The organism is Pseudomonas sp. LF020 (assembly GCF_053456425.1).
Genome location: NZ_JBRFIX010000005.1, coordinates 481,483 through 496,576, shown reverse-complemented (window position 1 = coordinate 496,576; position 15,094 = coordinate 481,483). Strand labels below are relative to the sequence as shown.

Sequence of the window (15,094 nt, the reverse complement as noted above, 5' to 3'; positions counted from 1 at the left end):
AACACAGGCATTGGTAGCTCTTGCTCGCAAGCTCTGCCGAGTGGCATTCACCCTGATGAAGAATCAGGGCGAATACCGATCAGTTTGAGATTCTAGGGTTGCTGAGCAACATAGAATCTCCCACAGGAGAACGGGGCCGATTGTAGGAGCGAGCCTGTTCGCGAAGAAACCATCCGTCGCCACAAAAGCGTGCAGCCATGCCCAGCGCCAACCCGCTTATCCCCAGTCCGAGGCGCAAAACGAGCCAAAAAAGCGCATCGATATAACCGGGTAACAGGTACTTGTGCACATTAGTTGCGCAGGACGTAACCTCACTGTCATATCAATCCTGACCTCGATGGCTGCCTGCATCAAAAGTTTAAGTCAATGAAAAATATCGTCTTTTTTTGTTGGTGAAAAAATCGTCAGTTTGACTGCGAGCCCCATTCCACAAGGCTTTGCGGAGGTTCGGGAGCGGTTGTCCACTGAGTTATCCACAGCTTCTGTGGATTGTCCCTAGCGCTTGCTCTAGGACGGGCGTGCCGGGTTTTTTTCGACTTTACCTGTACGAAAAAGAGAGTAGAGTGGCGCGCCTTCCGATCTGTCCCACAGTGTTTTATGAAGTTTCGCTCAGTATCAGACTCTGTTACCTCCGAACACCCTCGTGTTACCCCTCCCAAGCGATTTTCCGTGCGTGTAGCCGAATGGCTGCTCGACAGCCCGCGCCTGGGCGAAAGCCGTAATGCCAAGCATCTGGCGGGGCGTCTGCTCAAGCAACCGGCGCGCGAAGGCGTGGTCGCGGCGCAAAGTCGTCTCGGCCAATTGATGTGCCGCGAGTGCGGCAATGCCCGGGATCGGCGCATCGGGCAGGATCTGCTGCGCCAGGCCGCCCGCGCCGGTGACCGTCGTGCACAACGGGAACTCGGTCTGCTCGAAGACTGAGCTGTCCAACGCCCCACGCCTTGGTTAACCTTCAGACTTTATCGGATCGGCAGGAGTGGCTATGGCTATGGACTTGACCAGCGTGTTGCTGGGTCTGGCGGGCGCGGGATTGCCGCTGCTGGCGCTGGCCTGGCAACTGCAGCGGCGGGCCAGCGACCGGCAAGCCGAGGTCGCCTTGCTCGAAGAGCGCCTGGCCATGGCGCAACTGGCGCAGGACGGACTCAACGCCCAGCTTGAGGCCAGCCGTGATGAAGCGGTCGATCTCGCTCAGGCCAACGCCGCCAAGCAGGCGGAACTGGCGGCTCTGCGCCGCGAAGTCGAGCTGCTGCAGATCGAGCGCGATGACGCCCGCGACGCTTCCCACGCGTGGAACATCGAGCGCGCCAACAAGGAAGCCGAATTGCGGCGCCTCGACGCCCAGGCTGCTTCACTCAATGCCGAACTGCGCGAGCAACAGGAAAGCCATCAACAACGTCTCAACGACCTGCAAGGCTCGCGCGATGAGCTGCGCGCGCAGTTCGCCGAGCTGGCGGGGAAGATCTTCGATGAGCGTGAACAGCGCTTTGCCGAAACCAGTCAACAGCGCCTCGGGCAGTTGCTCGATCCGTTGAAAGAACGCATCCAGTCCTTCGAAAAACGGGTGGAAGAAAGCTATCAGGCCGAAGCACGTGAACGCTTCTCGCTGGCCAAGGAACTGGAGCGCCTGCAAGCGCTTAACCTGCGCCTGAGTGACGAAGCGACCAACCTGACCCGCGCCCTCAAGGGCCAGAAGACCCAAGGCAACTGGGGTGAACTGATCCTTGAGCGGGTGTTGGAACACGCGGGGCTGGAGAAGGGCCGTGAGTACCAGACTCAGGTCAACCTCAAGGGGCCGGACGGCGAGCGCTTCCAGCCGGATGTGATCATTTACCTGCCCGGCGATAAGCAGGTAGTGGTCGACTCCAAGGTCAGCCTTACGGCATATCAGCAGTACGTCGCCGCTGAAGACGACACCCTCGGCCAGATCGCGATCAAGCAGCACGTGCTGTCGTTGCGCAGCCACGTCAAAGGCCTCGCCGGCAAGGATTACAAGCGTCTGGAAGGCCTGCACAGCCTCGATTTCGTCTTGCTGTTCGTGCCGATCGAAGCGGCGTTTTCCGCTGCATTGCAGGCTGAGCCTTCGCTGTTTCAGGAAGCATTCGACCGCAACATCGTGATCGTCAGTCCGACTACGTTGCTGGCAACGTTACGGGTGATCGACAGCCTGTGGAAGCAGGAGCGGCAAAGCCAGAATGCCCGGGAAATCGCCGAACGTGCCGGCTGGCTGTACGACAAGTTCGTGCTGTTCATTCAGGATCTGGACGAAGTCGGCAATCGCCTGCAACAGCTGGACAAGGCCTACAGTTCGGCGCGCAACAAGCTCACGGAAGGGCGCGGCAACCTGGTCAGCCGCAGTGAACAGCTCAAACTGCTCGGCGCACGGGCGAGCAAGAGTCTGCCGGCGGATCTGCTGGAGCGGGCGATGACCGATGTCGATGGCCTCGTCGAACTGCCGGAATAAAGGTCAAAAGATCGCAGCCTGCGGCAGCTCCTACAGGATGAATGCAAATCCCATGTAGGAGCTGCCGCAGGCTGCGATCTTTGCTTTTTATAGCGGCACATACCGACTCAACAACGCCCGCAACGCCGCCGGTTTCACCGGTTTGGCCAGATAATCCAGCCCCGCCGCATGCACCTGCGCCACCGTCTCTGGGCGGCCATCGGCACTGATCACCACCCCCGGCACTGGCTCACCCAGTGTGGTGCGCAACCACGCCATCAGCTCGGTTCCCGTGTCGCCATTGTCGAGGTGATAGTCGACCAGTGCCAGTTGCGGCCGCACGCCCTCGTTCAGCAGCGCCGCACATTCCTCGCGATTGCGCGCTGTCCACACTTGGCAGCCCCAGCGGGTGAGCAGGCTGTTCATGCCAATCAGGATGCTGTCTTCATTGTCGATGCACAGCACCTGCGCACCGCTGAGCAGCTTGCCGTTCAACTCCACCGCAGCATTCGTCGGCACCGACTGCGCCCGGGCCAGCGGCACACTGACACTGAACACGCTGCCGCGCCCCGGCCACGAACGTACGCGCAGGGTATGGCCGAGCACGCGACACAAACCGTCGGCAATCGCCAGACCCAGCCCGAGGCCTTTTTCGGCGCGGGTCTGATGGCTGTCGAGGCGTTTGAATTCCTCGAAAATCACTTGTTGTTTGTCTTCCGGAATCCCCGGCCCGCGATCCCACACTTCCAGGCTCAGCTCGCCATCGCGCCGACGTACGCCCAGCAGCACCGGGCCCTTGGCGTAGCGGAAGGCATTGGTCAGGAAATTCTGCAGAATCCGTCGCAGCAGCTTGATGTCGCTGTCGATGCGCAAACGGCTGCCGCGCACGCGGAAGGGCAGACCCTGTTCCTGGGCCAGCGCCTTGAATTCGGCACCGAGCGTATCGAACAGCTCATTGAGCGCGAACGGCTTGCGATCGGGGTTGATCTTGCCGTTTTCCAGTCGGGAAATGTCCAGCAAATCGCTGATCAGGTCTTCTGCCGAACGCAGCGAACTGTCGAGGTGTTGCACCAGTTTTTGCGCCTCGCTGCTCAAGCCGTCTTCCTGATGGGAGAGGGCGGCAGAGAACAAGCGAGCGGCGTTCAACGGCTGCATCAGGTCATGACTGACGGCGGCGAGGAAGCGGGTTTTCGACTGGTTGGCGGCCTCGGCATGGCCCTTGGCTTCGGTCAGCGCGACGTTGAGCTGTGACAACTCCTGCGTACGCTCGCTGACCCGTTGCTCCAGCCCCTCGTTGGCCTCGGTCAGCGCCTGCTCGGCTTCGCGGAACGCGGTGATGTCGGTGAAACTCATGACGAAACCGCCACCGGGCATCGGGTTGCCGATCAGCTCGATCACCCGGCCATTGGGGAACAGGCGTTCGGACGTGTGCGCGCGGCCCTGACGCATCCAATGCAGACGCCGGGCGACGTGGACTTCTGCCTCACCGGGGCCGCACAGGCCACGTTCGGCGTTGTAGCGAATGATGTCGGCAATCGGTCGGCCGACGCTGATCAAACCGTCCGGGTAGTTGAACAGCTCCAGATAGCGCCGGTTCCAGGCCACCAGTTTCAGCGACTGGTCGACCACGCTGATGCCCTGGGTGATGTTCTCGATCGCGCCTTGCAGCAGGGCACGGTTGAACTGCAGGACTTCCGAGGCTTCGTCAGCGATACGGACGACGTCCTCCAGCTGCATTTCCCGACCTTCAATCGCAGCTTTCACTACCGCGCGCGTCGACGAAGCGCCGAGCACACCGGCCAGCAAGCGTTCGGTGTGGGCGATCCATTCGCCATCGGCATTCTGGTTCGGGTTGAAGGCCTTGCCCTGGCGGTAGGCGAAACGAATGAAGCTCTGCCGCGCGCGTTCTTCACCGACAAAGCGCGCCGCCAGTTGCAGCAAGTCATCGATCTGCACTGCGAGCATCGAGCGCGCACTCGGCCGGGCACTGATTTCCTGACCGATGAAACGCCCGGCCTGCCAGTGTTCCGAAACCCGCGTACGCGACAGCACTGAGACCCAGGCGAACAACGTGAAGTTGCCCGCCAGCGACAGCACCACGCCTTGGGTCAGCGGCGTGATCGGCAGGTTCAGCGGGTTGCTGTGCAGCCATGCCAGACCGGGAAACGTGCTCAGCGACCAGCCGAGGCTGTGGGCGGCAATCGGTAGGATCAGCGTGTAAAACCACAGGAACGTACCGGCCGCCAGACCGGCGAACACCCCACGGCGGTTGGCCTGCTTCCAGTACAGCGCGCCGAGCATGGCCGGGGCCAGTTGGGTGACGGCGGCAAAAGCGATCTGGCCGATGGTCGCCAGGCTCGCGGTGGAGCCGAGCAAGCGGTAGCTGACGTAAGCCAGCAGCAGAATCAGCACGATGCTCACGCGGCGCACCGAGAGCATCCACTGGCGGAACACTTCGAACGGGCGCTCGGCGTTGTTGCGCCGCAACAGCCACGGCAACAGCATGTCGTTGGAAACCATGGTCGACAGCGCCACGCTCGCCACAATCACCATGCCGGTGGCGGCCGACGCGCCGCCGATGAACGCCAGCAACGCCAGGGCCGGATGGGCCTGGGCCAGCGGCAGACTGATCACGAACGAGTCGGGCAACACGTGGCTCGGCAGCATCATTTGCCCGGCGAGGGCGATCGGCACCACGAACAGCGCGGCCAGCGCCAGATACGCCGGGAACACCCACTTGGCCAGGCGCAGATCCTGCGGGTCGATGTTCTCCACCACGGTGACGTGAAACTGTCGCGGCAGGCAGATGATCGCCATCATCGCCACCCCGGTCTGCACCACCATCGACGGCCAGTTGATGGTTTCTTTCCAGTATTGCTCAAGCCGTGGTGCGAGCATCGCCTGATTGAACAGGTCGTCGAAACCGTCGTACAGCCCGTAGGTCACGAACGCGCCAACGGCAAGAAAGGCGAACAGCTTGACCAGCGATTCAAACGCAATCGCCAGCACCATGCCGCGGTGGTGTTCGGTGGCGTCGAGGTTGCGCGTACCGAAGACGATGGTGAACAGCGCCAGCACCAGCGACACGATCAGCGCGGTGTCCTGGGCGCGGGTGCCCATGGCGTCGGCGCCGGCGCCGATCAGCAGGTTCACGCCGAGCACGATGCCTTTGAGTTGCAGGGCGATGTAGGGCAGGACACCAACCAGACAGATCAACGCCACCACCACCGCCAGCGACTGCGATTTGCCGTAGCGCGCGGCGATGAAGTCGGCAATCGAGGTGATGTTCTCCTGCTTGCTGATCATCACCATTTTCTGCAGGACCCACGGCGCGCCCAGCAACAACAGGATCGGCCCGAGATAGATCGGCAGGAATGACCAGAGCTGTTCGGCCGCCTGACCGACCGCGCCGAAGAACGTCCAGCTAGTGCAGTAAACCGCCAGCGACAGGCTGTACACCCACGCGCGCATCCGCGGCGGCAACGGCGTGCTGCGACGGTCGCCGTAGAAGGCGATGGCGAACATGATGGCCATATAGGCGAGGGCGACGGCGGCGATCAGCCCGGTGGACAACGACATGCAACACTCCCGACAAAAGACTCCCCGGCAGTCCTGCCCGGGCGGACAGTCTCGCATGAGTATGGCGGTTAGTCAGTGTCGACCAAGGTCGTGGCGTGGCGGGGTGTCGCAGGTTTGAAACCGGGTGGTTTTTGGGGTGACTGTTCAGGCCTCATCGCTGGCAAGCCAGCTCCCACAAGGATCTCCAGTGGGCACAGATTTTGTGAACACCACAGACCCTGTGGGAGCTGGCTTGCCAGCGATAGCGTCAGTCCTGTTTCAAAGCAATATCGATTAGTCGATGCAATTCATCCACCTCCAGCGCCGCCGCCGAAAACAGAATCCGGAACACCACCGGCGCCACCACCAGATTGATCAACCGATCAATGCTCGGCGCCGGCTCGTCAGGGTGGCGCTCAATGATGGTCTGCAACTGCGCACCAAGAATCGTCACGCAGTACCCCGGCGTGGCGCTGGCCTGCACGTCGCGCATCATGTTGCGCCCCGGTTCTGAACTCATTTCGTCCAGATATTGCTCGGCCCAGGCGCGGATGTCACCGCGCAGGTCACCGGTCACCGCCGGTTCGCTGTCGGGGCGCATGCGGGCGAGGGCGACGTCGGCGAGCAGCGCCGCCAGATCCCCCCAGCGCCGATAGATGGTCGACGGCGTGACCCCGGCCCGCGCCGCAATTTGCGGGACGGTCACCGTGCTGCGCTCCTGTTCTTGCAGAAGTGCGCGGACTGCCGAATGAATCGACTCTTGCACCCGGGCACTGCGCCCGCCCGGGCGTAAACCTTCTTTAATAGCCATGCGCCAGACCTTAACACAAAGAATTTGCTTTAAGCCAAAGCCGAGAGCACACTCCGCAAAAGCAAAAAATTAGCTTTTGCGGAGTGTGCCCATGACCAGCCTTGCTTCCAACCGTGGCAGCCTGATTTTTCTGGCGATCACCTTATTGAGTTTTCTCGCCGCTTCCACAGCGCCGACACCGTTGTATCACCTGTATCAAGATCAACTGCACTTCTCGGCAGCGGTGCTGACCCTGATTTTCGGTGTGTATGCGCTGAGCCTGCTGGCGGCGCTGTTGACGTTCGGATCGCTGTCCGATCACCTGGGACGCAAACCGGTGATTTTCACTGCCGTGCTGCTCAATGCGCTGGCGATGTTGCTGTTTATCAGCGCCGACAGTGTTGCCTGGCTGATCAGCGCCCGCGTATTGCAGGGTTTTGCCACCGGCATGGCCACCGCTGTTTTGAGCGCGACGCTGCTCGACACCGACCGTCAGCAAGGGCCGTTGATCAACAGCGTCGCTCCGTTGCTCGGCATGGCGCTGGGCAGCATGGGTTGCGGCTTGCTGGCCGAATTCGCCCCGGCGCCGTTGCAGTTGACGTACTGGCTGCTGCTGGCGCTGTTTGTGTTGCAGGCGATGTATGTCTGGCGTCTACCGGAAAGCGTCACCCCGCAAGCCGGGGCCTGGGCTTCGCTGCGGCCGACCCTGCATGTGCCGGTTCAGGCCCGTGCGACGTTGTGGCGTGTGCTGCCGCTGAACACCGCGACCTGGGCCCTCGGCGGCTTTTTTGCCTCGCTGGCGCCGTCGCTGGTGCGCACTGCCACCGGCTCGACTTCAAACCTGATCGGCGGCGCGACCGTCTCGGCGCTGACCGTGACCGGGGCGCTGATGATCTTCACTTTGCGCAATCGTCCCGCCGGCAAAGCCCTGCAAATCGGCGCCAGTCTGCTGCCTGTCGGCGTGCTGCTGATTTTGCTTGGTGTGCACAGTGCCAGTCTGGCGCTGTTTTTCCTCGGCACGCTGGTCGCCGGTTGCGGCTTTGGCTCGGGTTTCCTCGGGGCGGTGCGCAGTCTGGTGCCGCTGGCCCTGCCGCATGAACGGGCCGGTTTGATGTCGGCCTATTACGCGCTGAGTTATCTGGCGTTCTGCTTGCCGGCGTTGCTGGCTGGGCATTTGACCCGCACTTACGGTTTGCTGGTGACTACCGACGGCTACGGCGCCGCATTGATCGTCCTGGCCGTCGCCGCCTTGCTGCTCAGCCTGCGCCCGCAAACGGTCAAGGCTTGCAGCGCTCCATAAGCGTCGTGCTTTCGGTTACCTTTGGCCGGCCCTTCTTTTCACGGATCGACAGATGAAGATTATCCGCAGCAAGTCGTTCACCGCCGAGCGTGCCTGGGGCGCGCTGGACATCGCCAGCATGAACGGCATCACCACGCGCCTGCACTGGACCGATCAGCCATATAAATGGCACATCAACGACGGCGAGGAAGTGTTCGTGGTGCTCGATGGTCGAGTGCAGATGCACTATCGCGAACAGGGTGAAGAAAAGCAGGTGTTGCTTGAGGTCGGCGATATCTTCTACGCCTCGGTCGGCACCGAGCACGTGGCGCATCCGCAGGGCGCGGCGCGGATTCTGGTGATCGAAAGCGAAGGCAGTGTTTGATCGCTTATCTGTAAAGTAGATAACAGATAGAGAAATTACCCGTTATATAGATATTCGATTCGGTTCTACCATGGACTCAACCTCACCTGAGGACAGGAGTTCATGATGACTTGCCCCAACATTGCCAAACCCGGCATCAAGCCGTTCCGCCAACTTCAGCATCCGCGTGAAGTGATCCGCCAATTCACCCCGAACTGGTTTGCCGCGACCATGGGCACCGGCGTACTGGCCCTGGCGCTCGCACAGTTGCCGGTGGCGGTCCCCGGGTTGCACGCGGTGGCCGAAGGTTTGTGGCTGTTCAACATTCTGTTGTTCAGCCTGTTTACCTTTGCCTATGCCGCGCGCTGGGTTCTCTTCTTCGATGAAGCGCGGCGGATCTTCGGTCATTCCACGGTATCGATGTTCTTCGGCACCATTCCCATGGGGTTGGCGACCATCATCAACGGCTTTCTATTGTTCGGTCTGCCACGCTGGGGCGATGGGGTGATTCATTTTGCCGAGGTGCTGTGGTGGCTCGACGTGGCGATGTCGCTGGCCTGCGGCGTGTTGATTCCTTACATGATGTTTACCCGCCAGGAACACAGCATCGATCAGATGACCGCGGTCTGGCTGTTGCCAGTGGTGGCCGCAGAAGTGGCGGCGGCCAGCGGCGGCCTGCTCGCGCCGCATCTGGCTGATGCCCACGCGCAACTGGTGGTGCTGACCACCAGTTACGTGCTCTGGGCATTTTCCCTGCCGGTGGCGTTCAGCATTCTGACCATCCTGTTGCTGCGCATGGCCCTGCATAAACTGCCCCACGAAAACATGGCCGCCTCAAGCTGGCTGGCCCTCGGCCCGATCGGCACCGGCGCGTTGGGTATGTTGCTGCTGGGCGCTGATGCACCGGCGATCTTCGCTGCCAACGGCCTGCCGGGTATCGGGGAAATTGCTGCGGGCCTTGGGCTGGTCGCCGGCATCACCCTGTGGGGCTTCGGCTTGTGGTGGATGTTGATGGCGCTGCTGATCACCGTGCGTTATCTGCGTGACGGCATCCCGTTCAACCTTGGCTGGTGGGGCTTCACCTTCCCGTTGGGCGTGTATTCGCTGGCGACCCTCAAGCTCGCCAGCACGCTGAACCTCGGTTTTTTCAGCGTGGTGGGCTGCGTGCTGGTGACGTTGCTGGCGGTGATGTGGCTGATCGTCGGTAAACGCACCGTGCAAGGCGCGTGGCGCGGCGAGTTGTTTGTCTCACCTTGTATTGCAGGGTTGAAGAAATAACCTGAAAAGTTTAGGTAAGGTGTGGCCTGGATCGCCGATCGAGATTCCAATAAGCAGATCCAGGCCATTCTCTACCGACCTCAGGGAAACACGGAAGATGAGTCACCCCTCACAGTTCAACCTGCTTCGCACTCGGCGCTTTCTGCCGTTTTTCATCACACAGTCGCTGGGCGCGTTCAACGACAACGTGTTCAAGCAATCGCTGATCCTCGCCATTCTTTATCGGCTGACCATCGAAGGTGACCGTTCGATCTGGGTCAACCTGTGTGCGCTGCTGTTTATCCTGCCGTTCTTTCTGTTCTCGGCGCTGGCCGGGCAGTTCGGGGAAAAATTCGCCAAGGACGCGCTGATCCGTCTGATCAAACTCGCGGAAATCGCGATCATGGTCGTAGGATCGATCGGCTTTTTATTCGATCACCTGTCGCTGATGCTGGTGGCGCTGTTTGCCATGGGCACGCATTCGGCGTTGTTCGGGCCGGTGAAGTATTCGATCCTGCCGCAGGCGTTGCGCGAGGATGAACTGGTCGGCGGCAATGGTCTGGTGGAGATGGGCACGTTCCTGGCGATTCTAGCCGGGACCATCGGCGCCGGGATCATCATGTCCTCGACGCACTACGCGCCACTGGTGTCGACCGCGATTGTCGGCATTGCGGTGCTCGGTTATCTCGCCAGTCGCGGCATTCCTCGTGCCGCCGCGGCGTCGCCGGAAATGCGCCTGAACTGGAACATCTTCAGCCAGTCCTGGGCCACGCTGAAACTCGGTCTGGGCCAGACGCCGGCGGTGTCGCGCTCGCTTGTCGGCAACTCGTGGTTTTGGTTTGTCGGGGCGATTTACCTGACGCAGATCCCGGCCTACGCCAAGGAGTGGATGCACGGCGATGAAACTGTGGTGACGCTGATTCTTACCGTGTTCTCGGTGGGCATTGCGCTGGGTTCGATGCTTTGCGAGAAACTCTCCGGGCGCAAGGTCGAGATCGGTCTGGTGCCGTTCGGCTCGTTCGGTCTGACCGTGTTCGGCCTGTTGCTGTGGTGGCATTCCGGTGGAATCCCGGAGAGCGTCACCGGCCACAGCTGGACCGAAGTGTTGGGCTTTGCGCATACCTGGGCGGTGCTGGTCGATATTCTCGGCCTCGGTATTTTTGGCGGTTTCTATATTGTGCCGCTGTACGCCTTGATCCAGTCGCGCACCGCCGAGAACGAGCGGGCGCGGGTGATTGCCGCGAACAACATTCTCAACGCTCTGTTCATGGTGGTCTCGGCGATCGTTTCGATCGTGTTGCTGAGTGTGGTCAAACTGTCGATTCCGCAGCTGTTCCTGGTGGTGTCGCTGCTGAACATCGGCGTCAACGCCTACATCTTCAAGATCGTCCCCGAGTTCAGCATGCGTTTCATGATCTGGCTGCTCAGCCATTCCATGTACCGTGTCGAGCACCGTAATCTCGAAGCGATTCCGGACGAGGGCGCGGCGCTGCTGGTGTGCAACCATGTGTCGTTCGTCGATGCACTGCTGATTGGCGGCGCGGTGCGTCGGCCGATTCGCTTTGTCATGTACTACAAAATCTACAACCTGCCAGTGCTGAACTTTATCTTTCGCACGGCGGGGACGATTCCGATTGCCGGACGCAACGAAGACATCCAGATCTACGAAAAAGCTTTCACCCGGATTGCCCAGTATCTGAAGGACGGTGAGCTGGTGTGCATCTTCCCCGAAGGCAAGTTGACCACCGATGGCGAGATCAACGAGTTCAAGGGCGGCCTGACGCGGATTCTCGAAGAAACCCCGGTGCCGGTGATTCCGCTGGCGTTGCAGGGGTTGTGGGGGAGTTTCTTCAGCCGCGATCCGAACAAGGGGCTGTTCAAGCGGTTGTGGTCGCGGGTGACGTTGGTGGCGGGTTCGGCAGTGGCGGTGGAAGCGGCGGAGCCGGCGAAGTTGCAGGGGTTGGTGGGGACGTTGCGCGGCACTGTCAGGTAATCGGTGATAGTGCTGGCCTCATCGCTGGCAAGCCAGCTCCCACAGGTTTTCTGGATTTACACAAGATTTGTGTTCACCGCAGATCCCTGTGGGAGCTGGCTTGCCAGCGATGGGGCCAGGGCCTAAGCGCTGACCTTCAGGCCAATCAACCCGGTAACGATCAACGCGACACTGGCCAGCCGAATCAACGCCATCGACTCGCCAAACAGAATGATCCCGGCAATCACCGTGCCCACGGCACCGACGCCGGTCCAGATCGCATAAGCCGTACCCAGCGGTAATTCCTTCATTGCAAGACCCAGCAGGCCAAGGCTGATGGCCATCGCCGCAACGGTCAGGACGGTGGGGAGCGGGCGGGTGAAGCCGTCGGTGTATTTCAGGCCGACGGCCCAGCCGACTTCAAACAGGCCGGCGAAAAACAGAATGATCCAGGACATGAGAGACCTCCATCGATTGACGGGGCCGTCCCCAGATTGATAACTCGATCGAGCCGCAGGGTCGTCCCCGCGTTGCGCAATATATTGACGAGCATCATTCCGGGGATCAAGTTCGCGCTCAATCGGCAGCCTGTTGAGCTACCGTTGCGCGGTCTTCTTTCTCGCTCATCCGGCGGAAATATGTCGACAGCAGTGCCCCGGAAATATTGTGCCAGACGCTGAACAACGCACTCGGCACTGCCGCCAGCGGCGAGAAGTGCGCACTCGCCAGCGCCGCACCCAGTCCCGAGTTCTGCATGCCGACTTCCAGCGCCAGCGACTTGCGCTGCGCCAAGGGCAAGTTGAACAGGCGTCCGGTGAAGTAACCCAGCAAGTAGCCGAAGCTGTTGTGCAGCATCACCACGGCCATGATCAGCAGCCCGGATTCGGCAATCTTCGCCTGACTGGCCGCCACCACGGCGGTGACGATGATTACGATGCTGACCACCGACACCAGTGGCAACACTTCCACCGCGTGGCGCACCCTGTCGCCGAGCACGCGTTGCGCGACCACGCCGAGCACGATTGGCAGCAGCACCACTTGCAGGATCGACCAGAACAATTCCATGAACGATACCGGCAACCACGCCGACGCCAGCAGCCAGATCAGCGCCGGGGTCAGCAGCGGGGCGAGGAGGGTGGTGACGGCGGCAATCGCCACCGACAGCGCCAGATCGCCGCGTGCCAGCCAGGTCATGACGTTGGAAGAGGTGCCGCTTGGGCAGCAGCCGACCAGAATCACCCCGACCGCGATTTCCGGCGGCAGGTGGAAGATCTGGCAAAGCAACCACGCCACACCCGGCATGATCACGAAATGTGCGACCACGCCCAAAGCCACGCGCCACGGATGGCGGGCAACGGCGGCGAAGTCATCGAGTTTGAGGGTCAGGCCCATGCCGAACATCACCAGCCCCAGCAGCGGCACGATCGCGCCTTTGAGGCCGAGGAACCACGCTGGCTGCAGAAAGGCGATTACGGCGAAAATCAGAACCCAGTAAGCGAAGGTGTTGCCGACAAAGCGGCTCAGTGCAGCCAGTGCGCGCATGGCGTGTTCCTTATTATGTGAAAGCGTTAGGAAGCTAAGCATACGGTGCCAGCAAAAAGATCGCAGCCTTCGGCAGCTCCTACAGGAAAACACATTCCAAATGTAGGAGCTGCCGAAGGCTGCGATCTTTGCTTTTCAGGCACCCTCTATAAGAAGAAGGTGCGTGCAAGGGGTTTAGATCCCCTGCGGAGTCTCTTCACCGCCCAACGCTTCCACCAGCGCCGGCAGGAAGTCGCCAAAGGTCAGCATCATCAGGGTGAAGCTGGCGTCCAGTTGGCCCAGCGCCTCGTCACCACCGTCCTGTTCCGCCTGATCCTGCAGCAGGTCTTCGAACTTCAGGCGTTTGACGGTCATCTTGTCGTCGAGCATGAACGACAGTTTGTCCTGCCAGGCCAGCGACAACTGGGTGACCACTTTGCCAGTGCTCAGGTGCAACTGGATTTCTTCGCTGGTCAGGTCCTGACGCTTGCAACGCACGATGCCGCCGTCTTCGTGGGTGTCGCGCAGCTCGCATTCGTCCAGAACGAAGAAGTCCGGGGCCGCTTGCTGGGTGGTGACCCACTCGGTCATCACCGCGGTCGGCGCGGTTTTCACGGTCAGCGGACGCACGGGCAGGGTGCCTAGCACTTCACGCATTGTGGAGAGCAGGTCTTCGGCGCGTTTCGGGCTGGCCGAGTTGACCAGGATCAGGCCCTGTTTCGGCGCGATGGCAGCGAAAGTCGACGAGCGACGGATAAAGGCGCGCGGCAGGAACGCCTGGATGATTTCATCCTTGATCTGATCGCGTTCCTTCTTATAGACCTTGCGCATCTGCTCGGCTTCGATCTCTTCGACTTTCTCCTTGACCGCGTCGCGCACGACGCTGCCCGGCAGAATGCGTTCTTCTTTACGCGCAGCGATCAGCAGGAAGTCACCGCTGACGTGCACCAGTGGAGCATCTTCGCCCTTGCCGAATGGCGCGACGAAACCGTAGGTGGTCAACTCCTGGCTTGCACATGGACGCGCCAGTTTGGTGGCCAGTGCAGTTTCCAGCGCCTCGGCATCGACAGGCAGGTCTTGGGTCAGGCGATAGATAAGCAGGTTTTTGAACCACATGGGGTGAGTCTCTCCTTTATACAAAGGGGGGCATTATTGTCTTCGCCGGGTCATAGGCCAACCCTTCTCTAAGCCTTTGGAAGGCCTGAGAAAATTAATTAAAAAAGTGCTTGCCAGAGGTTGGGTCGCTCCGTAGAATGCGCGCCACACCGAAGCGAAGGGTGATTAGCTCAGCTGGGAGAGCGTCTGCCTTACAAGCAGAATGTCGGCGGTTCGATCCCGTCATCACCCACCATTCGTTTCAAGTGTTTAGCGCAGCGGTAGTTCAGTCGGTTAGAATACCGGCCTGTCACGCCGGGGGTCGCGGGTTCGAGTCCCGTCCGCTGCGCCATATTCGGTAACCTGGATCACTGAACGCCAGGTCACCACGGAAAAACCCGCTGAAGCGGGTTTTTTTCTGTCTCAAGTTTGTACCTTGTTCCATCGGGTTTGTGTCGTTTCACCGGTTTTCGGATTTTTTTGAAAAAAACTTCAATTAAATCAACACATTACGAAAACTTGTGGCATAATGCGCCCCGTAACGAAGCGAAGGGTGATTAGCTCAGCTGGGAGAGCGTCTGCCTTACAAGCAGAATGTCGGCGGTTCGATCCCGTCATCACCCACCATTCGTTTCAAGCGTTTCGCGCAGCGGTAGTTCAGTCGGTTAGAATACCGGCCTGTCACGCCGGGGGTCGCGGGTTCGAGTCCCGTCCGCTGCGCCATATTCGGTCACCTGGACCCACTGAACGCCAGGTCACCACAGAAAGCCCGCCTAGTGCGGGCTTTTTGCTGTCTGCGATTTGATAATTTCTGCAAT

11 protein-coding genes and 4 tRNA genes are annotated in these 15,094 nt (G+C 60.6%); 10 read left to right on the top strand and 5 right to left on the bottom strand.

The genetic code is table 11. From position 1 onward, the window contains the following. The first annotated feature begins 597 nt into the window (after positions 1-597). Together ACU680_RS15275 and ACU680_RS15270 are read left to right on the top strand one after the other, a co-directional pair. Positions 598-921, top strand: a complete 324-nt coding sequence (locus ACU680_RS15275) for an SEL1-like repeat protein (protein ID WP_258679027.1) — start codon at positions 598-600, stop codon at positions 919-921. Positions 922-1,096: 175 nt separating this feature from the next. Then, entirely contained in the window at positions 1,097-2,461 is a 1,365-nt protein-coding gene (locus tag ACU680_RS15270; protein ID WP_448179871.1) for a DNA recombination protein RmuC, read from the top strand. A gap of 87 nt (positions 2,462-2,548) precedes the next feature. On the opposite strand, the gene ACU680_RS15265 is transcribed toward ACU680_RS15270, so the two are convergent. Both ACU680_RS15265 and ACU680_RS15260 read right to left on the bottom strand, forming a co-directional pair. Beyond that, on the bottom strand, positions 2,549-6,019 hold the full coding sequence (locus tag ACU680_RS15265) for a hybrid sensor histidine kinase/response regulator (RefSeq protein WP_448179866.1): 3,471 nt from the start codon (positions 6,017-6,019) through the stop codon (positions 2,549-2,551). A gap of 247 nt (positions 6,020-6,266) precedes the next feature. Continuing rightward, positions 6,267-6,809, bottom strand: a complete 543-nt coding sequence (locus ACU680_RS15260) for a TetR/AcrR family transcriptional regulator (protein WP_448179865.1) — start codon at positions 6,807-6,809, stop codon at positions 6,267-6,269. Positions 6,810-6,900: 91 nt separating this feature from the next. On the opposite strand from ACU680_RS15260, the gene ACU680_RS15255 reads away from it, so the two are divergent. The 4 genes from ACU680_RS15255 to ACU680_RS15240 all read left to right on the top strand — a co-directional run bounded on the left by ACU680_RS15255 (position 6,901) and on the right by ACU680_RS15240 (position 11,681). Beyond that, positions 6,901-8,088 carry an MFS transporter gene (locus tag ACU680_RS15255; RefSeq protein WP_448179864.1) on the top strand — a complete coding sequence of 396 codons (1,188 nt, stop codon included), beginning with the start codon at positions 6,901-6,903 and terminating at the stop codon, positions 8,086-8,088. Positions 8,089-8,140: 52 nt separating this feature from the next. Continuing rightward, positions 8,141-8,452 carry a cupin domain-containing protein gene (locus ACU680_RS15250; protein ID WP_448179863.1) on the top strand — a complete coding sequence of 104 codons (312 nt, stop codon included), beginning with the start codon at positions 8,141-8,143 and terminating at the stop codon, positions 8,450-8,452. Between the two features lie 105 nt (positions 8,453-8,557). Further along, positions 8,558-9,709 carry a TDT family transporter gene (locus ACU680_RS15245; protein WP_448179862.1) on the top strand — a complete coding sequence of 384 codons (1,152 nt, stop codon included), beginning with the start codon at positions 8,558-8,560 and terminating at the stop codon, positions 9,707-9,709. A gap of 97 nt (positions 9,710-9,806) precedes the next feature. After that, complete coding sequence (locus ACU680_RS15240) at positions 9,807-11,681, top strand: MFS transporter (protein WP_448179861.1); 1,875 nt, start codon at positions 9,807-9,809, stop codon at positions 11,679-11,681. Between the two features lie 122 nt (positions 11,682-11,803). Here ACU680_RS15240 and sugE read toward each other — a convergent pair whose 3' ends face one another. From sugE to rdgC, 3 genes are all read right to left on the bottom strand, one after another. Beyond that, positions 11,804-12,118 (bottom strand): quaternary ammonium compound efflux SMR transporter SugE, encoded by a 315-nt coding sequence (sugE, locus tag ACU680_RS15235; protein ID WP_007962927.1) that lies wholly within the window; start codon positions 12,116-12,118, stop codon positions 11,804-11,806. A gap of 118 nt (positions 12,119-12,236) precedes the next feature. Further along, positions 12,237-13,202 carry a bile acid:sodium symporter family protein gene (locus ACU680_RS15230; protein ID WP_448179860.1) on the bottom strand — a complete coding sequence of 322 codons (966 nt, stop codon included), beginning with the start codon at positions 13,200-13,202 and terminating at the stop codon, positions 12,237-12,239. A gap of 174 nt (positions 13,203-13,376) precedes the next feature. Next, positions 13,377-14,297 carry a recombination-associated protein RdgC gene (gene rdgC / locus ACU680_RS15225; protein WP_003223096.1) on the bottom strand — a complete coding sequence of 307 codons (921 nt, stop codon included), beginning with the start codon at positions 14,295-14,297 and terminating at the stop codon, positions 13,377-13,379. A gap of 159 nt (positions 14,298-14,456) precedes the next feature. Between rdgC and ACU680_RS15220 the strand changes: the two genes are divergently transcribed. The 4 genes from ACU680_RS15220 to ACU680_RS15205 all read left to right on the top strand — a co-directional run bounded on the left by ACU680_RS15220 (position 14,457) and on the right by ACU680_RS15205 (position 14,999). Further along, positions 14,457-14,532 (top strand) — tRNA-Val (locus ACU680_RS15220). A 19-nt stretch (positions 14,533-14,551) separates the two neighbouring features. Next, positions 14,552-14,628: transfer RNA gene (locus tag ACU680_RS15215), tRNA-Asp, on the top strand. A 199-nt stretch (positions 14,629-14,827) separates the two neighbouring features. Beyond that, positions 14,828-14,903: transfer RNA gene (locus tag ACU680_RS15210), tRNA-Val, on the top strand. A 19-nt stretch (positions 14,904-14,922) separates the two neighbouring features. After that, a tRNA-Asp gene (locus tag ACU680_RS15205) sits at positions 14,923-14,999 on the top strand. Positions 15,000-15,094: the final 95 nt, after the last annotated feature.